At 68.0% G+C, this 25435-nt stretch carries 24 protein-coding genes and 1 tRNA gene; 14 read left to right on the top strand and 11 right to left on the bottom strand.

Annotated features, from left to right (window positions below; genetic code table 11):
• Window positions 1-74 precede the first annotated feature (74 nt).
• The 3 genes from modC to modA all read right to left on the bottom strand — a co-directional run bounded on the left by modC (window position 75) and on the right by modA (window position 2795).
• Window positions 75-1205: a molybdenum ABC transporter ATP-binding protein gene (modC, locus tag BW39_RS25150; protein ID WP_043824877.1), complete on the bottom strand. Its 1131-nt coding sequence runs from the start codon at window positions 1203-1205 to the stop codon at window positions 75-77.
• A complete protein-coding gene (modB, locus tag BW39_RS25145) occupies window positions 1202-1882 on the bottom strand; it encodes a molybdate ABC transporter permease subunit (RefSeq protein WP_013804076.1) in 681 nt (226 codons plus the stop codon). Before modB ends, modC begins: the two co-directional genes overlap by 4 nt.
• 151 nt (window positions 1883-2033) lie before the next feature.
• A complete protein-coding gene (modA, locus tag BW39_RS25140) occupies window positions 2034-2795 on the bottom strand; it encodes a molybdate ABC transporter substrate-binding protein (RefSeq protein WP_043824876.1) in 762 nt (253 codons plus the stop codon).
• Window positions 2796-2898: 103 nt separating this feature from the next.
• Between modA and BW39_RS25135 the strand changes: the two genes are divergently transcribed.
• From BW39_RS25135 to BW39_RS25125, 3 genes are all read left to right on the top strand, one after another.
• Complete coding sequence (locus tag BW39_RS25135; protein WP_043824875.1) at window positions 2899-3726, top strand: TOBE domain-containing protein; 828 nt, start codon at window positions 2899-2901, stop codon at window positions 3724-3726.
• Between the two features lie 198 nt (window positions 3727-3924).
• Window positions 3925-4200, top strand: a complete 276-nt coding sequence (locus BW39_RS25130; protein WP_012203452.1) for a hypothetical protein — start codon at window positions 3925-3927, stop codon at window positions 4198-4200.
• Between the two features lie 98 nt (window positions 4201-4298).
• Window positions 4299-4709, top strand: a complete 411-nt coding sequence (locus BW39_RS25125; RefSeq protein ID WP_043824879.1) for a hypothetical protein — start codon at window positions 4299-4301, stop codon at window positions 4707-4709.
• Between the two features lie 94 nt (window positions 4710-4803).
• Here the strand turns inward: BW39_RS25125 and BW39_RS25120 are convergent, their stop codons facing one another.
• Window positions 4804-5961 (bottom strand): MFS transporter, encoded by a 1158-nt coding sequence (locus BW39_RS25120; protein WP_224986381.1) that lies wholly within the window; start codon window positions 5959-5961, stop codon window positions 4804-4806.
• 727 nt (window positions 5962-6688) lie between these two features.
• Between BW39_RS25120 and BW39_RS25115 the strand changes: the two genes are divergently transcribed.
• The 4 genes from BW39_RS25115 to BW39_RS25100 all read left to right on the top strand — a co-directional run bounded on the left by BW39_RS25115 (window position 6689) and on the right by BW39_RS25100 (window position 11763).
• Window positions 6689-7885 carry an imelysin family protein gene (locus BW39_RS25115; protein WP_043824874.1) on the top strand — a complete coding sequence of 399 codons (1197 nt, stop codon included), beginning with the start codon at window positions 6689-6691 and terminating at the stop codon, window positions 7883-7885.
• A gap of 104 nt (window positions 7886-7989) precedes the next feature.
• Window positions 7990-9501, top strand: a complete 1512-nt coding sequence (locus BW39_RS25110; RefSeq protein WP_043824872.1) for a di-heme oxidoreductase family protein — start codon at window positions 7990-7992, stop codon at window positions 9499-9501.
• Window positions 9501-10577, top strand: a complete 1077-nt coding sequence (locus BW39_RS25105; RefSeq protein WP_043824871.1) for an imelysin family protein — start codon at window positions 9501-9503, stop codon at window positions 10575-10577. Before BW39_RS25110 ends, BW39_RS25105 begins: the two co-directional genes overlap by 1 nt.
• Window positions 10561-11763 (top strand): DUF1513 domain-containing protein, encoded by a 1203-nt coding sequence (locus tag BW39_RS25100; protein WP_043824869.1) that lies wholly within the window; start codon window positions 10561-10563, stop codon window positions 11761-11763. The genes BW39_RS25105 and BW39_RS25100 overlap by 17 nt, the downstream gene beginning before the upstream one ends.
• A gap of 94 nt (window positions 11764-11857) precedes the next feature.
• On the opposite strand, the gene BW39_RS25095 is transcribed toward BW39_RS25100, so the two are convergent.
• The 5 genes from BW39_RS25095 to BW39_RS25075 form a co-directional block, all read right to left on the bottom strand.
• Window positions 11858-11934 (bottom strand) — tRNA-Met (locus tag BW39_RS25095).
• Window positions 11935-12063: 129 nt separating this feature from the next.
• Window positions 12064-12843 (bottom strand): enoyl-CoA hydratase, encoded by a 780-nt coding sequence (locus tag BW39_RS25090; protein WP_012203459.1) that lies wholly within the window; start codon window positions 12841-12843, stop codon window positions 12064-12066.
• A gap of 74 nt (window positions 12844-12917) precedes the next feature.
• Complete coding sequence (locus BW39_RS25085) at window positions 12918-14837, bottom strand: M61 family metallopeptidase (protein WP_043824868.1); 1920 nt, start codon at window positions 14835-14837, stop codon at window positions 12918-12920.
• Window positions 14838-14967: 130 nt separating this feature from the next.
• A complete protein-coding gene (locus tag BW39_RS25080; RefSeq protein ID WP_034390564.1) occupies window positions 14968-15684 on the bottom strand; it encodes a DsbC family protein in 717 nt (238 codons plus the stop codon).
• A gap of 146 nt (window positions 15685-15830) precedes the next feature.
• Complete coding sequence (locus tag BW39_RS25075) at window positions 15831-16976, bottom strand: FAD-dependent monooxygenase (protein WP_170962085.1); 1146 nt, start codon at window positions 16974-16976, stop codon at window positions 15831-15833.
• A gap of 174 nt (window positions 16977-17150) precedes the next feature.
• Here BW39_RS25075 and BW39_RS25070 point away from each other — a divergent pair, with 174 nt between their 5' ends.
• The 7 genes from BW39_RS25070 to BW39_RS25040 all read left to right on the top strand — a co-directional run bounded on the left by BW39_RS25070 (window position 17151) and on the right by BW39_RS25040 (window position 23944).
• Entirely contained in the window at window positions 17151-18017 is an 867-nt protein-coding gene (locus tag BW39_RS25070; RefSeq protein ID WP_043824866.1) for an MOSC domain-containing protein, read from the top strand.
• A 69-nt stretch (window positions 18018-18086) separates the two neighbouring features.
• Window positions 18087-19181 (top strand): redox-regulated ATPase YchF, encoded by a 1095-nt coding sequence (gene ychF / locus BW39_RS25065; RefSeq protein ID WP_012203464.1) that lies wholly within the window; start codon window positions 18087-18089, stop codon window positions 19179-19181.
• 160 nt (window positions 19182-19341) lie between these two features.
• Entirely contained in the window at window positions 19342-19884 is a 543-nt protein-coding gene (locus BW39_RS25060; RefSeq protein ID WP_043824864.1) for a CbrC family protein, read from the top strand.
• A 5-nt stretch (window positions 19885-19889) separates the two neighbouring features.
• Window positions 19890-20765, top strand: a complete 876-nt coding sequence (locus tag BW39_RS25055) for an SMI1/KNR4 family protein (RefSeq protein WP_043824862.1) — start codon at window positions 19890-19892, stop codon at window positions 20763-20765.
• A gap of 68 nt (window positions 20766-20833) precedes the next feature.
• The gene (locus BW39_RS25050; protein ID WP_034390572.1) at window positions 20834-21784 is read left to right on the top strand and encodes an NUDIX hydrolase; all 951 of its coding nucleotides are present in this window, start codon (window positions 20834-20836) and stop codon (window positions 21782-21784) included.
• A 124-nt stretch (window positions 21785-21908) separates the two neighbouring features.
• The gene (gene nadC, locus BW39_RS25045; RefSeq protein ID WP_016447964.1) at window positions 21909-22790 is read left to right on the top strand and encodes a carboxylating nicotinate-nucleotide diphosphorylase; all 882 of its coding nucleotides are present in this window, start codon (window positions 21909-21911) and stop codon (window positions 22788-22790) included.
• A gap of 149 nt (window positions 22791-22939) precedes the next feature.
• Window positions 22940-23944, top strand: a complete 1005-nt coding sequence (locus BW39_RS25040; protein WP_043824861.1) for a tripartite tricarboxylate transporter substrate-binding protein — start codon at window positions 22940-22942, stop codon at window positions 23942-23944.
• A 27-nt stretch (window positions 23945-23971) separates the two neighbouring features.
• Here the strand turns inward: BW39_RS25040 and BW39_RS25035 are convergent, their stop codons facing one another.
• The gene (locus BW39_RS25035) at window positions 23972-24754 is read right to left on the bottom strand and encodes a 3-hydroxybutyrate dehydrogenase (protein WP_012203473.1); all 783 of its coding nucleotides are present in this window, start codon (window positions 24752-24754) and stop codon (window positions 23972-23974) included.
• Between the two features lie 179 nt (window positions 24755-24933).
• Window positions 24934-25435, bottom strand: a 502-nt coding sequence (locus BW39_RS25030; protein ID WP_043824859.1) for a LysR substrate-binding domain-containing protein, incomplete at its 5' end; no start/stop codon positions are given.

The following is a 25435-nucleotide window of genomic DNA, read 5'->3' as shown; positions in this document are numbered from 1 at the left end:
GATCAAGGGCATGGCATTGCTGGACTGAGCACGCGCAGGCGGCTTCCGCATGATATCGGCGCCGCCGCGCGTGCTCAGTCCAGCAATGCCATGCCCTTGATCTGGGCGAAGACATGCATGCCCGGCGCAATGCCCAGCTGCCGGGCGGAATGCAGGGTGATGCGTGCCAGCAGGCGGGACGGGCCCAGCTGCAGCGAGACCATGACCTGGCCCGGGCCGTCCTCGCGCAGCTCCTGCACGGTGGCCGGGAGGATGTTGAGGATGCTGCTGTCTTGCGGGTGCTGCAGGCTCAGGCTCACATCGCGTGCCTGCACGCGCAACTGCACGGTTTCGCCGATGGGGCGCGGGGAGGCCATGACAAGGCGCAGGCGCCCGCCATCGAAGCACAGCGTACTCAGGTGTGCATCGGGATCGTGCTGCTGGACCTGTGCGCTGACCATGGCCGCTGCCGTGTCGCCCATGCTCAGGGGCAGGTCCAGCCGTGCCAGCAGCTCGCTGGTGGCGCCGGCGGCGACCAGGCCACCGGCCTTTAGCAGCACCAGGTGCTGGGCCAGGCGAGCGACCTCGTCGATGGAGTGGCTGACGTAGAGGACGGGAATGTCGAGTTCGCGGCGCAGCTGGTCCAGGTAGGGCAGGACCTCGGCCTTGCGCTGGGCGTCCAGCGCGGCCAGGGGCTCGTCCATCAGCAGCACCCGCGGGCTGGTGGCCAGCGCCCGCGCAATGGCCACGCGCTGGCGCTCGCCGCCCGACAGGGTGGAGGGCATGCGGTCCATCAGGTGGCCTATGCCCAGCAGTGACACGGCCTGGTCCTGGGATACCTTGCGCCGCGCGGCCGGCGTGCGCCGCGTGCCGTAGTCGATGTTGCGCCGCACGGTCAGGTGCGGGAACAGGCTGGCTTCCTGGAACACATAGCCCAGCGCACGGCGGTGCGTGGGCAGCCATTGGCTGGCCGCATCGTCCTGCCAGACCTCGCCGTTGACGGCGACGCGGCCGCGCGCGCGCTCCAGTCCTGCCAGGGCGCGCAGGCAGGTGGTCTTGCCGCAGCCCGAGGGGCCGAACAGGGCGGTGACGCCGCGCCCGGGCAGCTGCAGCTGCACGTCAAGGCGGAAGTCGGCGCGCTCCAGCGCCAGGTTTGCGATGATTTCCGAGGAGGGATGGGAGTGCGCGGCGCCGGACATCAGGGAGGGAGAGAAAGCGGTCATCATGCGCGGCGCTCCTCACGCGGCTGCAACAGGTGCAGGGCCAGAAGAACCAGGAAGGAGAACACCACCATGCCGCCCGCCAGCCAGTGGGCGTGGGCGTACTCCATGGCCTCCACATGGTCGTAGATCTGTACCGAGACCACGCGCGTCACGCCGGGAATATTGCCGCCCAGCATCAGCACCACGCCGAACTCGCCCACGGTGTGCGCAAAGGTCAGCACGGCCGCCGTGATGAAACCCGGGCGCGCCAGCGGCAGCGCCACGGTGAAGAAGCGGTCCAGCGGCCCCGCGCCCAGGCTGGCCGCAGCCTCCATGGGCCGCGTGCCCAGGGATTCGAAGGCACGCTGCAATGGCTGGACCGTGAACGGCATGGAATAGACCAGCGAACCGATGACCAGGCCCGGAAAAGTGAAGGGCAGGGTGCTCAGCCCCAGCGCCTGCGTCAGCTGCCCCACGGGGCCGTTGGGACCCATGGTCACCAGCAGGTAAAAACCGATCACCGTGGGCGGAAGCACCAGGGGCAGCGCCACCACGGCGCCAATCGGGCCGCGCCAGCGCGAGCGCGTATGCGCCAGCCACCAGGCCAGCGGCGTGCACAGCGTCAGCAGCAGCACCGTGGTCACGCTGGCAAGTTTCAGCGTCAGCCGTATGGCGGCGTAGTCGTCGGCGGTAAGAATCATGCGGGAAGAATTCAGTGGTTCGCAGCGCTGTTGGATCTCATTCAACGCACGAAACCGGCGCGGCCCGGCTCAGCGACGCTGAGCACGGGCCCGTGCCGGCCGACCCCTCCCCAGGAGAGAGGGAAGGCGCGCAAGCGCGCCTCAACAGGTGTCAGAAGCTATAGCCGTAGGAGCGGATGATGGCACGGGCCTTGTCGGCGCGCAGGTACTTCATCAGCTCGGTGGCGGCTTCGTTGTCCTTGCCGTTGTTGAGCACGATGGCGTCCTGGCGGATGGGCTCGTGCATGGAGCCGGGCACCTGCCAGGCCGAGCCTTCGCGCAGCTTGCCGTTTTCCATCACCTGCGACAGGGCCACAAAGCCCAGCTGGGCATTGCCCGTGGCCGCGAACTGGTAGGTCTGGGCGATGTTCTCGCCCATGACGATGCGCGGCTGCACCTGGGCCGTGATGCCCAGCTTGTTCAGCACTTCCATGGCGGCCGTGCCGTAGGGCGCCAGCTTGGGATTGGCCACGGCGATGTGCTTGTAGTCGCCGGTCTTGAGGACCTCGCCGTTGTCGTCCACATAGCCGGCCTTGGGGCTCCATAGCACCAGCTGGCCGATGGCGTAGGTGAAGCGCGAATCGGGCAGGCCGCGGCCTTCCTTGGCGATCTTCTCGGGCGTGGTGTCGTCGGCGGCCAGCAGGATCTGGAAGGGCGCGCCGTTGACGATCTGCGCATAGAACTTGCCCGTGGCGCCGAAGGACAGCAGGGCCTTGTGGCCGGTGTCCTTCTCGAACTCGGCGGCGATCTTCTGCATGGGCGCCGTGAAGTTGGCGGCGACGGCCACCGACACTTCGGCGGCCTGCGCGGCGGCCCAGCCGAACAGGGCAAGGGCGGCGAAGGCGGTGGCACGCAGGGGCTGGTTCACGTTCATGGGTCTCTCGCTATTCCGTTGGTGAATAGCGCAGTGTAACGACCTGAAAATGCGCATGCAGGGTGCAGGCGTTTTGCTTGGCGGGAAATAACGCTTGGCGGGCATGATGCTGCGCATGACAGCCGCAACCCCCGCTTCTCCCTCAGACCTGGTGCCCGCGCTGGGCCATGACCTGGCCGACCGGCGCATCGCCATCCTGCGGCATATCGCGGCAGGGCATTCGATTTCCCAGGCCGCGCGCGAGGCGGGTGTCAGCTACAAGGCGGCCTGGCAGGCGCTGGATGTGCTGACCAATCTGGCGGGCCGTGCCCTGGTGGAGCGCTCGGTGGGCGGCGCCGGCGGTGGTGGCGCGCGCATCACCGAGGCCGGGCAGTCCCTGCTGGCCATGGCCGATGCGCTGGAGCAGGCGCGCGCGCAGGTGCTGCAGCGCTTTGGCGGGCCCGCCGGCGTTTCTTCGGCGGCTACCGGGCTGGGGCTGGGCCTGCGCACCAGCATGCGCAATCTGTGGCCTTGCCGGGTTGGTGCCCTGCAGGCGCAGGGCGCCCAGGTCCGCGTCTGGCTGCTGCCCGACGGCGGCGGGGATGCATCAGGCATTGCCGCACGCATCACCGAAGAAAGCGCCCAGTTGCTGGGCCTGGCGCCGGGCCTGCCCCTGATGGCGCTGTGCAAGGCCGCAGTCGTGCAGGTGCTGCCTTCGGCGCCACGCTCCGATGTGCATGCCCAGGCCAATGCCTGGCCCGCCCAGGTGCAGCGCGTGGCCCGGGCCGACAGGGCGGGGCCGCGTGAAGTGGTGGCACAACTGCCCTGGGGCGGTAGCGGCGTGGGTTACGCGGCCGAGCCGGCCGAGGGCGAGTCCTGGACCTTGCGCGCAGGGCGCAAGGTCTGGCTGACGGTGCCGGAGTCCGCCGTGGTGCTGGCCGTGGCTGATTGAGCGGATGGAGCGGGTGGGCGGATGAAGTGTTGAAGGAGCAGCAGCGCGTTGCGCATGCGCAGCAGTGGCTGCAGATTCGGACGGGTCTGATGGCGCATTCAGGGCGGTATACGAAGAATTGCGCCGCTGTGAAACCTGCGCGCTCTGGCGGCGCGGGCTTTTCTGGCGACCGAATCATCGAAACCTCCCTGGCCCTCCATGAGCATCCTGAAATTGCGCAGGCAAGAAAAAGTGGCGGTCTACACCGCCCTGCTGTGTTCCTTCATCGCGGCGTTCATCTTCTTCGCGTCCGAAGGTGTTGCTGACAGTTTTCGGCAGCGGCTGGATGCGCTGGCCATCTGCGCCGTCATCGGTGCGCTGGTGACCTGGTTCAATCACTGGTGGTTCCGGGTCTGGGGCTGGCATCTGGTGCCTGTGACCCTGCTGCTGTTTTATGCCGGCACGCTGGCCGCAGGGTGGCTGTTTGGCGGATGAAGGCGGTGAAAGCGGTGGTGTGGGAACCTGCTGCCACGCTTTGCATCGAAGATCCTTTTCGACTGCCTCACCAGGCCATCCACGGCCTTGCCCCTGCCATGAAGACCACCCTGTCCGCCGCCCTGATCTGCCTGCTCCTGTCCACCCCGGCCATGTCCCGTCCGCTGGACCCGGCGCCGCTGGACGCCTCGCAGTTCAACCTGGGGCTGGTCGGGTTCGCGGGCGAGATCTCGCCTGCGGAGCGGCACCTGGAGGCCATGCTCAGGCGGCCCGAGGCCAATGCTGTCCTGCTGTCGGTGATCGACGATCCGCGCCGATCTCCCGTGGCCAAGCTCTATGCGCTGTGCGGCCTCAAGCGCATGGGCAGCGGCGGCTACGAGGCAGCGCTGGTCAAGCTGCGCGGCTTTGAGGGCCAGGTCTCCGTGATGCTGGGAGACCAGATGTTCCAGGAAGACATCCGAGAGGCGGCAGACCGCATCGAAAACCTGGAGTGCAGCGAAGGCGGCTGAGCCTGGGCACGCCGGTTGCCGGACAAAAAAAGAGCTGCCATCGGCAGCTCTTTGCATTGTGGGGCATCGTTCCGAGCCGGAGGATCTGAGCCGCTCAGGACAGCTCGCGTCCCTTGAGTTCGGGGATCAGGAAGGCCGTGGCCAGCATGTCCAGCACATAGATGGCCGCCAGCAGGGCGATCGCCACCTGGAACGAATAGCTCATGGCCAGCGCACCGATCACCACCGGGCCCAGTCCGCCCACGGCGCGGCCGATGTTGAACAGCACGTTCTGCGCGGTGGCGCGCGCCTCGGTGGGGTAGGCCTCGCTCATCACGGCGCCGTAGCCGCCCATCATGCCGTTGACGAACAGGCCCATGAGGGCCCCCGCCCAGAGCATGGCCGTGGGGTCGGACAGCTGCGAATAGAGCACGACCATGATGACCGAGCCCAGCTGGAAGATCAGGAAGCTGGGCTTGCGGCCGATGCGGTCGGCCAGCTGGCCGAAGACCCAGATGCCGACCATCATTCCCACCACGGTCACGGCAGTCCATATCGAGGACTTGGTCAGGCTGAAGCCCAGTTGCTTGGACAGGAAGCTGGGCATCCAGATCATGATGCCGTAGTAGCCGAAGTTCTGGACCGAGGTCAGCACGATCACGCCCAGGCTGACCTTGGTCGTGGCGCGGTCCTTCACCAGCAGCTTCAGGCTTTGCAGCACCGGCACGCGGGCCGAGGGCGTGGCGGACTGCTGGCGCTTCACGAAGACCTCGGGCTCGTGCAGCTTGTTGCGGATCACCCAGGCCACCACGGCCGGTATCACGCCCACCAGGAACATGCCGCGCCAGCCGATGAGGGGCAGCAGCAGCGGCGTCAGCAGCGCCGCGCCCAGCACGCCCATTTGCCAGCCCAGGGCCACGTAGGACGAGACGCGGGCGCGGTGGCGGGCAGGCCAGGCCTCGGCGGCCAGTGCCATGCCGATGCCGAACTCGCCGCCCAGGCCGATGCCCGCAATCGTGCGGTAGGCCAGCAGGTCCCAGTAGCCCTGCGCGAAGGCGCACAGGCCCGTGAAGACTGCGAACAGCATGATGGTCCAGGTCAGCACGCGGATGCGCCCGTAGCGGTCGCTGAGCAGGCCGAAGAAGATGCCGCCGAACACGGCACCGATCAGCGTCCAGGTCACCAGCGAGCCGGCCTGGCCCGGCGTGAGGTGCAGGTCGGCCGAAATGGCCGACAGCATGAAGCCCAGGATCAGCAGGTCGAAGCCGTCCATGGCATAGCCCACGGCCGAGCCGGCCAGGGCCTTCCAGCTGTAGCCATTGACCTGGGTGGCATGTGTGCCGACATGCGTGTCTGTGCTGGCGCCGGCAGCATTGGCTGCGAGCGCCCCGGAGGAAGTGGTGGTCACGTGAAAATCCTTGAAAGCCAGGACGGCGCGCGCTCTCGCTGGGGTGCGGCACCACGCAAAACGCCTGCGCCGCCGGCTGGGCCGGCGTGCGGGCACGCTGCGCGTGTGCGGCATCCTGGAGTGGCGATGGGCACGGGAAATCCTGGTGGGAAAACAAGCTGGGCGGCCGGCATGCCGGAGCATGGCAGGGGCTGCGCGCAAAGACAGAGCGCAAGGTGCAGCGCCAAAAGACCGCTTCTGCAAAAAGCGAAAGCCCTGAAATCGGCCGGGCGATCAGGGCTTGGAGGCGGTGGGCAGGCCCTGCGAGGAGAGGGCGGCCCATGCGAGCGGGCGCAATGGTAAGGCAAGTCGCCAGCCAAGGCAAGCTGCGGGGCTTATGCCAGGGCGCTGGGTCTTTGGCCGGGGCGCCAAGGGTGCTCGTGCTAGGCTGGCGCCCGCTGCGGCCATTGCGCCGCTGGCGCGCCCCATTACTGCCCGGGTCCGTCTATGACCTTGCGGTGCAGTGCGGCGATATCTCGCAGGTTTTGCCAATAAAAACAATTCTCATTACAGTTTGGCATTCCGAGTTCTCCAACCTCCGATCCTTTCTGCCATGCATCCCATCCTGATTGCAGCCGCCCTGGCCCTGGGCGCGGCCGCCCCGATGAGCCAGGCCGCAGCCGCCGGCACCGTTCAACAGCCCGTGAAGAAGAGCCTCTCCGTTGCGGAGGTGGTCAAGCATTACGGCACCCTGGTGCACGCCAATTACTCGGACTCCATCAGCTCCGCCAAGACCATGCAGAAAGCCATTGCGGCCTTTCTGGCGGCGCCCAGCGAGCAGGGCCTGAACCAGGCACGCAAGGCTTGGCTGGATGCCCGGGAGTACTACGGCCAGACCGAGGCCTTCCGCTTCTACGCCGGTCCCATCGACAACGATGAAGGCCCCGAAGGCCAGATCAACGCCTGGCCCATGGATGAGTCCTATGTGGACTATGTGGAAGGCAATCCCAATGCCGGCATCATCAACAACCGCAAGGAAGCCATCACCAAGAAGCGCCTGGCCGAGCTCAACGAGCATGACGGCGAGGAGAACGTTTCCACCGGCTGGCACGCCATCGAGTTCATGCTCTGGGGCCAGGACCTGAACGACAAGGGGCCGGGCGCGCGTCCGTACACCGACTTTGTCGATGGCAAGAAGTCCAATGCCGACCGCCGCCGCGAGTACCTGAAAGTGGTGACCGCGCTGCTGATCGAGGACCTGCAATCCGTGGCCGACCAGTGGAAGCCCGGCTCGCCCAAGAACTTCCGCGCCCAGTTCGAGAAAAAGCCCGACGATGCGCTGCGCCGCATCTTCGTGGGCCTGGGTTCGCTGTCGCGCGGCGAGCTGGCCGGCGAGCGCCTGGAGGTGGCCCTGGCCAGCCGCGACCAGGAAGACGAGCACTCCTGCTTCTCGGACAACACGCACCGCGATGCGGTGACCAATGCCCAGGGCATCCTCAACGTCTGGCAGGGCAGCTACAAGCGCCTGGATGGCAGCGAGCTGCAAGGCCCGGGCATCAAGGACTGGGTGGCCTCCAAGGACAGCGCGCTGGCCGACAGGACCACGCGCCAGATCATGCAGTCGGTGCAGGCGGCCCAGGCCATTCCCGCGCCGTTCGACCAGGCCATCCAGGGCGCACGCGACTCGGCCTTGCGCGCCAAGATCCAGGCCACCATCGACAGCCTGGTCCAGCAGAGCAAGGATCTGGTGGAGGCGGCCAATGCCGTCGGCATCACCCAGCTCAACCTGGTGGACCCCAAGGCCAACTAAAAGAACATCCACGCCAGCGTCCATCCATTCCTGCGCCCATGTGCCAAGGCCGCCGCCCCCGAAAGGGTTCGGCGGCCCTGGCTTTTCCAGGGACGTCCCCACCCATGAATCTCTCCCCCTCGCTGCTGGTCGCTGCCTCCCTGGTCCTGATGGGCTGCTCGGCCCAACAGCAGGACACGGTGGCTGCCGCTCCAGCGCGCGCGCCAGCACCGCAGCCTGCTCCCGATCCAGCTCCCGATCCAGCTCTTTTGTTCGCGGCACCCGGCGAGCCCCTGCCCCCGGGCGGCCAGACCACGGTCCACGCCACGGGCCGCAACGCCTTCTCGCTGCCCGCCGCCAACCTGGAGGATGCAGAGCGCACGCGCTTCGTCATCGGCAACTCCTTCTTCAAGCGCAACTGGGTGCAGGCCCCGGCCTCCACCACGGCGCGCGATGGCCTGGGCCCGCACTTCCTGGCGCGCTCCTGCGGCGGCTGCCATGTGCAGGACGGCCGCGCCCAGCCGCCCGACTTCCACAACCCGCTCAAGCCCCAGCCCTTCGCGGGCCTGCTCATGCGGCTGTCCATTCCGGGCGAAGGCCCGCACGGCAGCCCGGTGCCGGACCCGGTCTATGGCGACCAGTTCAACACCGAGGGCGTGCTGAGCGTCAAGGGCGAGGGCCAGCTGCGCATCCGCTATGAACAGGTGCATGGCCGCTTTGCCGACGGCACGGCCTACACACTGGAAAAGCCGGTCTACGAGCTGGCTGCGCTCAACTACGGCCCCCTGGCTTCCAACCTGATGACCAGCCCGCGCATTGCGCCCCAGGTCATCGGCCTGGGCCTGCTGGAGCACATCCCGGAGTCCGAGATCCTGGCCAACGCTGCCGCCCAGGCGGCCCTGGGCGGCCCCATCAAGGGCCAGCCCAACTATGTCTGGGATGCCTACGGCGAACGCATGATGCTGGGCCGCTTCGGCTGGAAGGCCAACGTGGCCTCCATTGCCCACCAGACGGCCTCGGCCTTCCTGGGCGATATCGGCATCACATCAAAGCGTTTCCCGCACCAGACCTGCACGCCCGCACAAAAGGACTGCCTGGCCGCGCCCGACGGCAACGGCGCCGAGGGCGTGGAGATCGAGGACCGCGTGCTGGACGACGTGATCTTCTACCAGGCCACGCTGGCGCCGCCTGCACGGCGCAACGCCAGCGACCCGGCCGTGCGCCGTGGCGAGGCACTGTTCCACCAGGCCCAGTGCGCGCAGTGCCACCGGCCCTCGTACAAGACGGGCGGGGAGCTGTTCCCCGCGCTGTCGCCGGCACTCAGCAGCAAGGGGTTGTCGGGCCAGACCATTGCGCCCTACACCGACTTGCTGCTGCACGACATGGGCGATGCGCTGGCCGATGGCCGGCCCGACTTCAAGGCCTCCGGCCGCCAGTGGCGCACGCCGCCGCTGTGGGGCATAGGCCTGCTGCCCGATGTCAACAACCACCAGCGCCTGCTGCACGACGGCCGTGCGCGCGGCGTGCTCGAAGCCATCCTCTGGCACGGCGGCGAGGCCGAAGCCGCGCGCGAACAGGTGCGCCAGTTCAGCGCCGAAGACCGTGAAGCCCTGGTCAAATTTGTGGAGTCCCTCTGATGCAAGACATGCGCATGACCCCTCGCCAAATCCTTTGTGCCGCCGCGCTGGCACTGCTGGCCGCCGCCCCTGTCCATGCCCAGGAAGTGGATGCCAACATGGCCATTCCCTTCTACAACACGGCCCACGCCGTGCAGGGGCTGTACGGCCAATGGTTCGCACCCCAGGCCAAGGCCGCGCAGGCATCCGCCCAGGCGCTGAACCAGGCGCTGCGCGCGCACTGCACGGCACCTGCGGGATCGGCTGCCGCCACGCTGCAGACGGCGCGCCAGGCCTATGTGCAATCGTCGCGGCAGTGGAGCAGCCTCTCGGCCGTGGCCCTGGGGCCGCTGGTGGAGCGCCGCTCGGCGCGTCTGGTGGACTTCCGCCCCATGCGCCCGGCCCTGCTCAAGAAGGCCATACAGTCGGCCCCCGCTGATCTGGCTGCCATGGAGCGCATCGGCGCACCCGCCAAGGGATACCCGGCGCTCGAGAACCTGCTGTGGACCCAGCCCGTGGAGCCGCAGACGCCGGCCTGCGCCTATGCCACCCTGGTGGCCGAGGAAATCGGCGCCGAGATGGGCATCCTCAGCAACGGCTTTGCCAAGCTCGCGGCCCAGGATTGGTCCGAGGACGGCGATGCCACCACCGAAGCCATGGCCGAGTTCATCAACCAGTGGGTGGGCGGCCTGGAGCGCCTGCGCTGGGCGGACATGGAAAAGCCTTTGCGCAGTGCAGGCAGCAAGCCCCCCGCCTGGGAGCACCTGGCCAGCGGCAGCACCGTTGAGATCTGGCGCGCGCACTGGCAGAGCCTGCGCACGCTGGCCGTGAGCGTGGACCGCAAGGTGCCCCAGCCCGGCGTGGACATCGTGCCCATCGAGTCCTACCTGCGCGGCCGTGGCCTCAACCCGCTGGCCGACCGCTGGCTCAAGGCCGTCAACGAGGCCGATGCCGGCATGCGCGCCCTGACCGAGCCGAGCGCCAAGGCCGTCGATGCCGCGACCAAGCCGCTGTCGCGCCTCAAGCGCCTCATGGAAGGCGAGGTGGCGCCTGCGCTGGAAGTCAACATCGGGTTCTCGGATGCCGACGGGGATTGAGCAGGCGCTGAATCGCCGCCGCTGGCTGCAGGGCATGGGGCTGCTGGCTGCCATGCCGCTGGCAACCTCCCATGCGGCCAGGCCGTCCGGGCCGGCACGGTCGCTGGCTGCGGCCTGGATGCAGGGCGAGCAGATGCGTGTCGGCATCGTGCAGGCCAGTGCGCAGGTGGACAGGCCGCTGCAGGTGCTGCAGGCCCTGGATGTGCCCACGCGCGCCCATGGCATGGCCGCGCTGCGCGACGGCTCCGTGGTCTTTGCCAGCCGCCGCCCTGGTGACTGGCTGGTGCGCCTGAAGCCAGGACAGGCCGCCGAGGATGCGCAGTGGCAGTGGATCGAGCCCGACCGCTTCTTCAACGGCCATGTCATCGAAAGCGCCGATGGCCGCCATCTCTACACCACCGAGACCGACCTGGAAGATGCACAGGGCCTAATCGGCGTGCGCGATGCCATCACCTTGGAGAAGATCGCCGAATGGCGCACGGGCGGCATGGACCCGCACCAGTTGCTGCTGGACGCCGACGGCACGCTGATGGTCGCCAACGGCGGCATTCCCACGCAGTCCGAAACCGGCCGGCGCAAGCTGCAGCTGGACCACATGGATTCGTCCATCGCACGGCTGCTGCCGGCCGAAGGCGGCGCCCGTGCCGGCCTGTGGAAGCTGGACGACAACCGCCTGAGCCTGCGCCACCTGGCCTGGGGCCCGCAGGTCGCCCACGCGCCCGCGCGCCGCTGGCTGGGCATTGCGCTGCAGGCCGAGCACCGCGACACCGAAGCGCGCGCTGCCGCACCCGTGCTGGCCCTGTTCGATGGCCACCGTTTGCATGCCGTGCCCCTGCCCGAAGGGCGCGAGCCCCTGGCCGGCTATGGCGGCGATATCGGTTGCGACGGCCAGCTCTTTGCCGTCAGCTGCCCGCGCGTGAACACCGTCACCTGGTGGCAGGTGCCCGACAGCGGCCAGGCCAGTGGCCGCTGGCTGCGTGGCGATGCCATGCCGGGCGTGTACTGCGTGGCCAACGCAAGTGTCTCGCTGGATGCCAAGGGCCTGCCCCTGCCTGCCGAGCCCGCGCTGTGGATGGGCGGCGCACGCCAGGCCCAATTGCGCCAGCGCGGCCAGGTGCTGCGCACGGTGCCGGTTCCCGGCATGGCGCTGGACAACCACTGGATTGCGTTGGAGCGCGGCAGCTAGCAGCCGGAGGCGGCGCCGCAAACGGCGCGCTCTGGCGGAGTGCAGCACCAACGGAAAAAGGGTCTACGTTTGCACGTAGACCCTTTTCTTTGTTTGGTGGCGCTTCACGGATTCGAACCGCGGACCTGTGGATTATGATTCCATCGCTCTAACCGACTGAGCTAAAGCGCCGTAAGACCTAAATTATATGCAGAATTTTCGGCCCGTCCGGCAAGTTGTGCAAATTTCTCGAAATTTCTTTGCGAGAGGCTTGCTGCGCCTTGCCGGAAGACGCGCATTGTAGCGCGACTTTCAGCCCGCTCAGAGATGCTTGAAGCTGGCGGGACGCTTGTTGACGAAGGCGTCCATGCCTTCCTTCTGGTCCTGCGTGGCGAACAGCGCGTGGAACAGGCGGCGCTCGAACATGACGCCGTCGGCCAGCGAGCCCTCGAAGGCGCGGTTCACCGATTCCTTGGCAGCCATGACGGCGATCTGCGAGAAGCCGCTGATGATGATGGCGGCGCCCAGCGCTTCGTCCATGAGCTTGTCGAAGGGCACGACGCGGCTGACCAGGCCGGCACGCTCGGCTTCGGTAGCGTCCATCATGCGGGCCGTGAGGGCCATGTCCATGGCCTTGGACTTACCCACGGCGCGCGGCAGGCGCTGCGTGCCGCCGGCGCCGGGGATCACGCCCAGCTTGATTTCCGGCTGGCCGAACTTCGCGTTGTCGGCGGCGATGATGAAGTCGCACATCATGGCCAGCTCGCAGCCGCCGCCCAGTGCGAAGCCGCTGACGGCGGCGATCACGGGCTTGCGGATGGAGCGGATGGCTTCCCAGTTGCGCGTGATGTAGTCGCCCTTGTAGGCATCGGCAAAGCTGTACTTGGCCATGGCGCCGATGTCGGCGCCGGCCGCAAAGGCTTTCTCGCTGCCGGTGATGATCATGCAGCCGATGGCCTCATCGGCATCGAAGGCCTGCAGGGCCTGGCCCAGCTCGTCCATGAGCTGGTCATTGAGCGCGTTGAGCTGCTTGGGGCGGTTGAGCGTGATGATGCCGACCTTGTCGGCTTCGACGCGAACTTCAATCATTTCGTAGGCCAAGGGAGTCTCCTGCTGGGGTTGTCGTCGTGATCCTCAAGAATAACCGGCCGGCGGCGCGGGACGGCATGCGCCGTTCAGGGTGTGGCAGGCGCCTGCGCGCTGCCCGTGTGCCCGGCCAGCCAGCGTCCAGCGGTCTCCTCGTCCGTGATTTCCAGTCCGAGATTGCTGGGGGCGGGCGCCGCCAGGGTGCCGGATGTGGCAGCTTTTGCATCGCCGTTGTCCGTTTTCTCCACCATGGCGGCGGCCTCGGACAGCAGGCCCGAGCCCCAGGGCAGGGTCAAGGCCAGGATCTGCCGGTCGCGGGCCACCCAGGCGACGATGTCCAGGGCCGTGCCTGCATAAAGCGCCACGTCGTCCAGCCGGGTGATGCGCCAGCGCGCGGGCTGTGAATCCTCGGCGCCGGTGGGCAGCTCGATGGCCAGCCATTCGTCGCCCGCCATGAAGCCGGCGCGCTCGGCCAGGCTGCCGCGCAGCACGGTCTTGATGGTGATGCCCTGGCTTTCCTGCACGCGCAGGCCCAGGCGCTGGGCAGTCTGCGCCGGCTCGGCCTTGGCCTGCACGCCGTGCGCGGCCAGCAGCTCGGCCAGCGGCAGGTCGTCCGTGCCGTGCACCCATTGCGTGATCTCGGGCGCGAAGCTGCGCCCGCCCAGGTCCTGCAGCACGGCCAGCACGTCGGCCTCGCGCATGGGGCCGCCCTGGCAGCGCTGCCACAGCGCGCGCATCACGTCGTCCAGCGTGCTGCGGCCTTCGCGGCGCAGTTGCAGGTCCAGGGCCAGTGCGACCAGGCAGCCCTTGGTGTAGTAGCTGACGGTCTGGTTGGGCGTGTTCTCGTCCTGGCGGTAGTACTTGACCCAGGCGTCATAGCTGGCCTGGGCCACGGACTGCAGGTGTCGGCCCGGCGTCTGCAGCACCTGGTTGATGGTGCGCGTGACGAGCTTGAGGTACTGGGCGTTGTCGATCAGGCCGGCGCGGCGCAGCAGCAGGTCGTCGTAGTAGCTGGTGAAGCCTTCGAAGAACCACAGCAGCTCGGTGTAGTTCTCCTGCCCGTAGTCGTAGCGCGCGAATTCGGCCGGGCGCAGGCGCTTGACGTTCCAGGTGTGGAAGTACTCGTGGCTGATCAGGCCCAGCAAGGTGGTGTAGCCCTCGGCGGCCTTGCGCTCGCCCACGCGCGGCAGGTCGCGCCGGCCGCAGATCAGGGCCGTGGAATTGCGGTGCTCCAGGCCCCCATAGCCGTCATCGACCACGTTGAGCATGAACACGTAGCGCTGCATGGGTGCGGGCGTGGCCTGCTCGCCCGTACCGTGCCAGAAGGCCAGCACGGTCTCGCAGATCTTGCGTGCATCGGCAATCAGGCGCGCGCCGTCGAAGCTGGGCGCGGCGCCTGCGACGACGAAGCTGTGCGGCACGCCCGCGGCCACGAAGTCGCCACGCCAGAAGCTGCCCATCTCCACGGGGCAGTCCACCAATTCGTCGTAGTGGGCGGCGCGGTACAGGCCCCAGCCGCGCGCATCGGTGTCCACGGCGTCCAGGCCGGTCGCCACCTGCCACGATGCCGTGGCGTCCGACGCAAGCAGCTGCAGCGTGTGCGGCGTGTCTTCCTGGCCGTGCACGCGCAGGCACAGGCTGGTGCCGTTGAAAAAGCCGCGGCGTCGGTCCAGCCAGGCCGTGCGCACGGAGCTGTCATAGGCGCAGAACTGGTAGTGGAGCACCAGCGGCACGCCGGCTGCGCAATCGGCCTGCCAGAGGTTCTTGCCCTGCTGGGCCAGCGCGATGGGGCGGCCGTCCTGCTCGGCAGACAGGCCCTGGAGGTTCTTGGAGAATTCCCGCACCAGATAGCTGCCGGGAATCCAGACCGGCAGCGACAGGGTCTGTCCAGCGGCCGGGCGGGCGATGTGCAGTTGCACGCTGAACAGGTGCGCGTCCACATCAAGGGCCTGCACGCGGTAGTGGATGTCCGCTGCGGCAGTGGCGGTGGCGGCGAGGGGAGAGGTCATTCGGGCTCCTGCAGGTGTGGCCTGGAGGCTGCCCGGGCCCGCTGCGGCGGGCTGGAGCCGGGAAGCTCCGGCCGAGGGGGATCAGGTGGGCGGGCCCGGCGTCCATGGCGCCGGGCCCGCCCGGTGGCGGTCAGCGCGCGGCTGCGGCTGCGGCCAGGTTCTTCTCGACTTCCTGGGCGCTGATGGCGCCAGGCACGCGGGTGTTGTTGGTGAAGATGACGGTGGGCGTTCCCGTGATCTTGTACTTGCGGCCAAAGGCCAGGTTGCGCTGCACGGCCGAGGTGTCGCACTGGGCGGCGGCCGGCACCTTGTCGCGCAGCATGTGGTCAGCCCATGCACCGGCCTGGTCCTTGGCGCACCAGATGTTGCGCGACTTCTCGGCCGAGTCGGGGCTCAGGATGGGGTACAGGAACAGGTAGATGGTGACGTTGTCCACGGTCTGCAGGTCGCGCTCGAAGCGCTTGCAGTAGCCGCAGTTGGGGTCTTCGAACACGGCCATCTTGCGCTCGCCCTTGCCGTGGACGATGGTCACGGCGTCCTTGAGCGGCAGCTGCTTGAAGTCCACCGCCGTCAGCTGGTTCATGCGGTCTTCGGTGAGATTGCGGCGCGCCTTGGTGTCGATCAGCTCGCCCTGGATCAGGTAGTTGCCCTTGGCGTCCGTATAGAACAGGTCCGTGCCGATGCGCACCTCGAAGAGGCCGGACATGGGCGTGGGGCGGATTTCGTCGATCTTTTCCAGCTGGGGAATGCGCTCGGTCAGCGTCTTGCGCAGGTTGGCGTCCTGGGCATGGACACCGAGGCTCCAGGTCAGGCTGGCGGCCGTCAGCAGGCAGGCGAAGAGTTTCATGGCAATGCGGTGGGTGGGCGGGGCCGCGTTCAGGCCGGCCGCGCCGTGGTTGAGGGGGATTGCGCGGCGCGGGGCGCCACGGAGCAGGGGTACGAGTCGCAAAACGGCAAAGGGTTCAACGGCACGGGATCGGCTTGGCTCCAGGCTCAGGCGCCGCTGCGCGGGTCCAGGCCCATGGCCTGGCGCGCCATCCAGTCCTTGAGCGGGCCGAAGCGCTCGAAGCCCTTCATGCCCCAGTTGCGCAGCATCTGCACCGGAACCTCGGAGCGGCTGAACAGCTGCTGCAGCCCGTCCATGGCCAGGCCCATGGGCGCCAGCGCGGCCTTGCGCTCGCGTTCATAGCGGCGCAGCAGGCGCAGATCGCCGGTGCTGCGCCAGTAGCCGCGCTCCTGCAGCACGCGTGCCAGCGCCTGCACATCGCCCAGGCCCAGGTTCAGGCCCTGGCCTGCCAGCGGATGCACGTTGTGGGCGGCATCGCCCACCAGCACCCAGCTGCGGGCCGAGCGTGCATCGCCGTCGGGCATGGAGCCGCACCAGTGGTCGGCCACGGCCTGCTGCAGCGGCCAGGCCATGCGCGGTGCGCTCAGCTCCAGCCGCCCCAGCGCGCCCTGGCTGATGGCTTCCAGCCGCGCGGTGAAGTCCTGTGTGTCGGCGGCCAGCCAGCCGTCGGCCAGCTCGCGGGCGATGGACCAGACCACGGCCACGCTGTGGCCTTGCGGGCCGTCCAGTGGCAGCAGGGCCAGGATGCCTTCGGGCGTGAACCACTGTCGCGCCACCTGTCCGTGCGGCAGCTCGCAGTGCAGCCGGGTGGCGATGGCGTGCTGTGCATAGGGCGTGACGGCGAAGTCCACGCCGAACTCGCTGCGCGTGCGGCTGGCGCGGCCCTCGCAGATGGCCGTCAGCGGCGCCGCCACGGGCTGCTCCACCACCTCGACCATGGGCTGGTAGCGCACGGCCTCGGCCAGGCGCTGCTCCAGCGCGGGCACATCGACGATCCAGGTCAGGGCCTCGACATCCTGGCTGGCGGCGTCGAACAGCACATGGCCGTCCAGGTCGCCAAAGACCTCCATTTGCGTCACGGGCGTGGCGTGCTGGTCATCGGGCCAGCAACGCAGGCTGTCCAGCAGGCCGCGTGCGCTGGCATTGAGCGCGTAGGCGCGCACATCGGGCGCGTTGCCGGTCGGCGCGGCCACCACCAGGGCCACGCGCAGCCGTTCCCGGGCCAGCAGGAGAGCCAGGGTCCGGCCTGCAATGCCGGCCCCGCGTATACATACATCAAAGGTTTGCGCCATGGCCGGCATTGTAGGAGTCCGGGCCATGCCGGGGATTCCAACTGGCGCAAACTCCGGCTTTGGCGTGATCTGCCGCAGCCTGTGCCGCCATCTGGCATATTGCCGCCCATCGCATGGCGCCATTCGCACCATGGATGGCATACACACTCCAGATTTCCCAAAAAGAGCTATCCGATGTTTGACCAAGAAAGAGACGTGCAGGGCCGCATTGCCCAGTTGTGGGTATATCCCGTCAAATCCTGCGCGGGCATCGCGCTGCAAAGCAGCGGCGTCGGCGCCACCGGCCTGGCCTGGGACCGCCACTGGATGGTGGTCGATGCGCAGGGCGAATTCCTGACCCAGCGCGACCATTCGCGCATGGCCTGGATACGCCCCGAGCTGGAGGCCGGGCACCTGGTGCTGCACTTTCCCCAGCAGCCGCCGCTGCGCATCGCGCTGCAGGCCACGGGGCCGGAGCGTCGGGCGCGCGTCTGGTCGGACTGGGTGCAGGCCTGGGACATGGGGCCGGAGGCAGCGCGCTGGCTGACCCAGGCCCTGGGCGCGGATTGCGCCCTGGTGCGCTTCGACCCGGCGGCGCCGCGCCGCACCAGCGAGCGCTGGACCGGGGGCGAGGCAGCGCCCGTGCACTTCGCGGACGGCTATCCGCTGCTGGTACTGAGCCAGGCGGCCGTGGATGAACTCAACCAGCGCCTGCAGGCAGCCGGCCACGCCGCGGTGGACGCACGGCGCTTTCGCCCCAATATCGTGATCGAAGGCCTGGAGGCCCATGACGAGGACCGGGTCGACGGGTTCGACGTGCTCGATGCCCAGGGCCTGCGGCTGCGCATGGCCAAGCCCTGCACACGCTGCCCCATTCCCGACATCGACCCCGTCACGGCCGTGCAGGGCACCGCCGTGGGTGATGCCATCCGTACCTACCGCCAGGACGACCGTGTCGATGGCGCCATCACCTTCGGCATGAATGCCGTGCTGGAAGGCCTGCACGACGGGGCCGAACTGGTCGTTGGCCAGTCCGTGGCCGGCGACTGGCAGTTCGCCTGAAACGACAGGAAATGCCCGGTTGACTAAAATACGGGGTTTGTCCCCAGAATCCCTGTAGAAAGCCCTGCCATGAGCCTCAAATGCGGCATCGTGGGCCTGCCCAATGTGGGCAAGTCCACTCTCTTCAACGCGCTGACGAAGGCCGGCATCGCCGCCGAGAACTATCCCTTCTGCACCATCGAGCCGAACACCGGCGTGGTGGAAGTGCCCGATCCGCGCCTGCAGAAGCTGGCCGACATCATCACGCCCGAGCGCATCGTCCCGGCCATCGTCGAATTCGTGGACATCGCGGGCCTGGTGGCCGGCGCCTCCAAGGGTGAAGGCCTGGGCAACCAGTTCCTGGCCCACATCCGCGAGACCGACGCCATCGTCAACGTGGTGCGCTGCTTCGAAGACCCGAACGTCATCCACGTGGCCAACAAGGTGGACCCCATCGCCGACATCGAGGTCATCCAGACCGAGCTGTGCCTGGCCGACCTGGCCACCGTCGAGAAGGCGCTGAACCGCTACAGCAAGGCCGCCAAGTCGGGCAACGACAAGGAAGCCGCCAAGGTGGTGGCGCTGCTGACCCCCATCCAGGCTGCCCTGGACCAGGGCAAGCCCGCACGCACGGTGCCCGTCTCCAAGGAAGACGCGCCCCTGCTCAAGCAGTTCTGCCTGATCACCGCCAAGCCCGCCATGTTCGTGGGCAACGTCAGCGAAGACGGCTTCGAGAACAACCCGCTGCTCGACAGCCTCAAGGCCTATGCCGAGGCACAAGGCGCTCCCGTCGTGGCCATCTGCGCCAAGATCGAGGCTGAAATGGCCGAGATGAGCGACGAGGACCGCGACATGTTCCTGCAGGAACTGGGCCTGGAAGAACCTGGCCTGAACCGCCTGATCCGCGCCGGCTTCGGCCTGCTGGGCCTGCAGACCTACTTCACGGCCGGCGTCAAGGAAGTGCGCGCCTGGACCATCAAGGTCGGCGACACCGCCCCCCAGGCCGCAGGCGTCATCCACGGCGACTTCGAGCGCGGCTTCATCCGTGCCCAGACCATCGCCTTCGACGACTTCATCGCCTTCAAGGGCGAGCAAGGCGCCAAGGACGCGGGCAAGATGCGCGCCGAAGGCAAGGAATATGTCGTCAAGGATGGCGACGTGATGAACTTCCTGTTCAACGTCTGAGGCGGCACATGCTGCAGCGGGGCTGCTAGAGCAGCTCCCGCGCTTCTCGGAAAAACCGCGCTTTGCGCGGTTTTTTCTTGCCAGAAACGTTCATTCCCACGCGCTGAGCTGCCATGGACAATGGCACCTTTCCAATCAATCGGGAAAGAGAGTCCGTGCAATGGAACGCCCGCATTTCAGATTCCATCCCGGTGCCTATGAAACCGTCTTCGAGCAGGAAGAGGGTGTGTGCTCCTGCTGCGGACAAAACCGCAGCCTCAAGTACGAGGGCCCGTTCTACAGCCAGCAAAGCCCCGACTACCTGTGTCCCTGGTGCATTGCCAGCGGGCAGGCTTGCGAGACATACGACGGCGAACTTGTGGGATACACCGATATCGAAGGCGTGTCGCCTGATCCGGCAGACCCCGATCCCACCATCGCCAGGGAACTGCTGCTGGAAATAGCTCAGCGCACGCCCGGCTACAGGGCCTGGCAGCAGCCCGTGTGGCTCACGCACTGCAATGCACCCTGTGTCTTCCTGGGTCACGCCGACAGGCAGGCCGTCGAGCCTTTCCTTGCTGAAGTCCTGCCCGACATCGAAGGCAGCTACAGGAACGATGCGCAGTGGATGCTGGAGCGCATGTCCACGGACGGCATGATTTCCGGCTGCCTTTTCCAGTGCGTGCATTGCGGCCGGCATCGGCTGCATATGGACGTGGGATGAATCCAATGACCACCTACGCCGACCTCTCCATCCAGACCGGCATTGCGCTTCCGCCGCTGTTGAGCGACCTCCTGGCATCGGGAAAGACCGTCTACGGTCCGGATTGGGCCGCCACCTGGCGCCAGCGCTGCCTGCAGGACCCGCCCTTGTTCATGAGTTGGCAGGACTTCGAATGGATAGACGCCGAAGCCAGCCGGGAAATCATCGAGGGCTGGCTTCATCCTGGCGCACAGAACGGCCGGAGCTTTTTGCCATTCGCCCAGTCGGGCGCCGGCGATGCCTGGTGCCTGACGCCGCTGGACACGCATGGCGTGGGCGTGGCGCTGGTGTTGCACGATGACGAGGCCAGCAGTGTTTCGCACGCCTGCTTCGATGACTTTGTCTGCGCGGGATTTCTGCAGGCCTTTGCGGACCTGAGCGATCAGCTGGATGACTTCTCGCAGTCGGAGGCTTTGCAACTGTTGCGGGCCGATGTCGAGCAGGCCGCGCGCTTCATGACGCAGGAGTTGGGTGACTATCTGCAGGATTTCTGCCGGCGCCCCTTGGAGATCAGGCCTTGGCGCGATGGGCCCCGGGCGCGTGTTCGCCAGGTGGCTTCATTGATTTCACAGGATGAATTGGCGGCCGAACTGGGCCGGCTGCCTGCCGTGGACCTTTCCTTTCCCGTCGTGGCGCGCTGGGAAGTGCGTTCGGTGGAGGAGGGAGACGCGCGGCACGGCCCTGCGCCAGAGCCCGCAAAGATCGACTGGCGCACCCTTGCCGCCGATCCCCTGCAGAAGATGGCGGCCATCAGGGTCTGCCAGAGCGAGCATGGCTGCAGCCTGGGACAGGCCAAGGCCATGGTGGACCAGTACATCGGAAGCTTGGGCCGCCCTGCGTGAACGCGGGCAACCCGGCCCCTGCAACCCACCATAATCACCCATCCCGCCAACCGACCTCCCTCACCTTCGTGCCCCACCCCACCAGTCCCGCAGCCTCTCCCATCCATGCCGAACTCGTCGCCGTGCTGGCGGCCGTGACCCAGGGCACGCCGCGCGTGCTGACCACGGCGGACGGGCAGTTGCTGCCGGCGGGGCCGTTCGAGGTGGGGCACCGTTCGCTGCAGGCCGGCCTGCGCGCCTGGGTGGAGGAGCAGACCCATCACCCGCTGGGCTACATGGAGCAGCTCTACACCTTTGCCGATGGCGATCGCACCGATGCCAGCGGGGCGCGCGTGATCTCGGTCAGCTACCTGGGGCTGACGCGCGAGTCTGCCGACCGCAGCGCGGGGCAGGCCGTCTGGCAGGACTGGTACCGCTACTTTCCCTGGGAAGACTGGCGCAGCGGCGAGCCGGCCCTGCTGCGCTCCCACATTGCTCCGCGCCTGCATGCCTGGATGGCCGAGGCGCGCGGCGCCCAGCGTGCGCTGCGGCGCCAGCGCGCGGACATCGCCTTCGGCCTGGACGGCGGGCCCTGGAACGAGGACATGGTGCTGCAGCGCTACGAGCTGCTGTACGAGGCCGGACTGGTGCAGGAGGCGGCTCACCGCGTCCATGGCGCGGCCGCCATGCTGCCCGGCGAGGCCATGCACCACGACCATCGCCGCATCCTGGCCACGGGCATGGCGCGGCTGCGCGCCAAGATCAAGTACCGGCCCGTGGTGTTCGAGCTGATGCCGCCCGAGTTCACGCTGCTGCAGCTGCAGCAGACGGTGGAGGCCCTGGCCGGGCGCGGGCTGCACAAGCAGAACTTCCGCCGCCTGATCGAACAGCAGGATCTGGTCGAGGAGACCGGCCAGCTCACGGTGGGTTCGGCGGGCCGGCCGGCCAAGCTGTTCCGCTTTCGCAGCGATGTGCTGCTGGAGCGCGCCATCTCCGGCAGCAAGCTGCCCCTGGCCAAGGGTATCGACGGTTCCCCCTGAACTGCACGGCACTTGCCCGATTGTGACAATGGCTTGACAGCACTTATGCTCGTATCTAGCATAAGTTCCTCGCTCAAGCCCGCAAGGCCGCGCGCCACATTTTTTTGACCTACATATACTCAAAATGAGCATTAATATTGCCAATGCCCTCAGTGCCCGCCTGCCGGTACCGCCGCTGCCCGACCTGATGCTGGAGCCGCTGGTGCGCTCGGCCCTGCTGGAGGACCTGGGCCGCGCGGGCGACCTGACCACGGATGCCATCGTCCCTGCGGACGCACAGGCCGAACTGCGCCTGGTGGCGCGCCAGGAGGGCGTGCTGGCCGGGCTGGACATGGCGCGGCTGGCGTTCCGTGCGCTGGATGCGCAGTCGCGCTTCGAGCCGGTGCTGCGCGATGGCAGCGAACTGGCGCCCGGCCAGGAGATCGCGCGCATCCACGGCAGCGCGCGCGCCATCCTCACGGCCGAGCGCGTGGCGCTCAACTACCTGTGCCACCTGAGCGGCGTGGCCACGGCCACGGCATCGATCGCGCGGGCCATCGCCGACACGGGCGCACGCGTGACCTGCACGCGCAAGACCATGCCGGGCCTGCGCGCGCTGCAGAAGTACGCGGTGCGCGTGGGCGGCGGCAGCAACCACCGTTTCGGCCTGGACGATGCCGTGCTGATCAAGGACAACCACATCGCGCTGGCCGGCGGCGTGGCCGAGGCCCTGGCCCGGGCGCGCGCGGGCGTGGGCCACATGGTGCAGATCCAGCTGGAGGTGGACACGCTGGAGCAGCTGGAGGTGGCGCTGTCCCTGGGCGTGGAAGTGGTGCTGCTGGACAACATGGACCTGGACACGTTGCGCACGGCCGTCTCCATGGCGCGCGGGCGCGCGGTGACCGAAGCCTCGGGCCGCATCACGCCCGAGACGGCGCGCGCCGTGGCCGAGACCGGCGTGGACCAGATCGCCGTGGGCTGGATCACGCACAGCGCCCGGGTTCTCGACATCGGCCTTGACACCTGAAATGAGGCACCCCCTGAGCCGCTGCGCGGCTTCCCCCTCTCTCGCTGCGCGGGAGGGGAACGACACCCTGGCTGCGGGGCGGCCCTTGCTCGGTGTCCCTGAGTTGGGCTGCGCGGGTTTTTTGCACCTAGCCCAGTGGAGCAGTTGCCATGTTTTTTGAAGGGCGTACCTTGAAGCGACGGAGACTCTGGACGCTAGCGGCCTGCGCGCTGCTGGCGGGCGCATCGGGGCTTTGGCTGGCGGCGCCGGGCAAGGCCGGCACGCGCCTGGAGCGGCCCATCACCATCGTCGTGACCTTTCCGCCGGGCGGCGGCACGGACCTGCTGGCGCGGCGCCTGGGCGAGCAGCTGCAGCAGCGCCTGGGCCAGCCCGTGGTGGTGGAGAACCGGCCCGGCGCCAGCGGCAACATCGGCGCCCATGCCGTGGCCCAGGCCGCGGCGGACGGCAGCACCTTGCTGATGGCCAACAGCTCGTTCGCCATCAACCCCGGTGTCTACGAACGCCTGGATTTCGACCCGCGCAAGGACTTCACGGCGGTGTTCAACGCCGGCTCCATCGCCTCGGTGCTGGTCGTGCCTGCGGACAGCGCGCTGCAGACGCTGGAGGATGCGCTGGCCCAGGCGCGCCAGGAACGGCCGCTGCTGTTCGCCTCCTGCGGCAACGGCACGCCCCAGCACCTGGCCGGCGAGATGCTGGCCCGGGAGGCGAAGCGCTTTGTGCAGCATGTGCCCTACAAGGGCTGCGGCCCGGCCATCACGGCCGTGGCGGCAGGCCAGGTGGCGGCGGGCATGGTCACGGCCAGCAGTGCTGCGGCCATGATCGCTGCAGGCCGCGTGCGCGCCCTGGCCGTCACGGCGCCGCAGCGACTGCCGCAGCTGGCCGGCGTTCCCACGGTGGCCGAGCGCGGCCTGCCGGGCTTTGCGGTGGAGCAGTGGCATGGCCTTCTGGCACCTGCCGCCACGCCCCGGGCCACGGTGCAGGCATTGCATGACACGCTGGAGCAAGCGCTGGCCGATCCCGCCGTCAGCGCTGGCTTGCGCGACCAGGGCTACACCCTGGCGCGGCAGACACCGGGTCAATTCCAGGCGCTGATCGCGGCCGACATCGACCGCTATGCGGCCGTGACGCGTGCGCTGGGCCTGAAGGCCGATTGAGGGCCGATTGGGTGGCCGACTGGCGACTTACTGCATGAACCAGCCGTGGCTGACCACCAGCGACTGGCCGGTCAGCGCATTGCTGGGAAAGCCCGCGAACAGCAGGGCCACGCGGGCCACGTCCTCGGTGGTGGTGAACTCGCCATCCACGGTTTCCTTGAGCATCACGTTCTTGATGACCTCGTCCTCGCTGATGCCCAGCGTGCGGGCCTGCTCGGGAATCTGCTTGTCCACCAGCGGCGTGCGCACGAAGCCCGGGCAGATCACATTGGCGCGCACGCCGTGCTTGGCGCCTTCCTTGGCCACGGTCTTGGCCAGCCCGATCAGGCCGTGCTTGGCCGTGACATAGGGCGCCTTGAGCAGCGAGGCCTCCTTGGAGTGCACCGATCCCATGTAGATCACGCTGCCGCCGCGGCCCTGCGCATACATGTGCTTGAGGCAGGCGCGCGTGGTGAGGAAGGCGCCGTCCAGGTGGATGGCCAGCATCTTCTTCCAGTCGGCAAAGCTGAATTCCTCCACCGGATGCACGATCTGTATCCCGGCATTGCTGACCAGGATGTCGATGCCGCCGAAGGCCCGGGCGGCCTCCTCGACCGAGGCGTTGACCTGGGCCTCGTCGGTCACGTCCACGGCCACGCCCATGGCCTGGGCTCCCGTGGCGCGCAGCTCGGCCGCCGTGGCATCGGCTGCCTCCTTGTTGAGGTCGGCAATGACGATGCGCGCGCCTTCGCTGGCGAACAGCGTGGCGATCTCCTTGCCGATGCCGCTGGCCGAGCCGGTGATGAAGGCGACCTTGTCCTTGAGTTGCATGGTGAGTCTTTCCTGGAGAGTGGATGAAACAGGCCGGTGCCCATCTTCGGCGGGGCCGGCCGCGTGCCCTTGTCGGCGCAGGGACCAGTCTGGCGCCGGTTTCTTAGACGAAACTGAGTCGGCAGGCCCGGCTCCCCAGTGTTGGCAGCCCGCAAGTCATGGCCGTGACGGCCGGCCCTTCAGGGCGCGGCGGCCTCGCGGTGCCGGGGCTGCTGGAACAGCTCGCAGACCAGTTCGCGCAGCCAGCGCTTGGCCGGTTCCTGCTCGAAGCGCCAGCTCCAGTGCAGCGACACGTCAAAGCGGTGATCGGGCAGGTCGGCATCGCGCACCGCATAGCCACCGCGTTCGACAAAGCCGGCCGCGATCTCGGCCGGCATGATCACCGCCAGGTCGGTCTTGCCCACGATGGAGGGCACGGCCATGAAGTGTGCGGCCGACAGGCGGATGCGCTCATCGAGCCGCAGCGCCTGCAGGATGCGCAGCGTCTCCGAATGCGAGCGCACCGCCGCGAAATCCAGCTGGCGCAGCGTGGCCAGAGCCAATGGCGCGTCTTCGGGCACGTGCGCCAGCGCGGGGTGGCCGCTGCGCAGCAGCACGCCGTAATGGTCGGACAGCAGCACGGTCTGCCGGGTCCGCGTGCCACCCGGCAGAAAGCCGATGGCGATGTCCAGCGTGCCCCGG

The organism is Delftia sp. RIT313, assembly GCF_000632165.1.
GTDB lineage: Bacteria > Pseudomonadota > Gammaproteobacteria > Burkholderiales > Burkholderiaceae_C > Comamonas > Comamonas acidovorans.
This window is presented reverse-complemented; position numbering and strand designations above follow the sequence as displayed.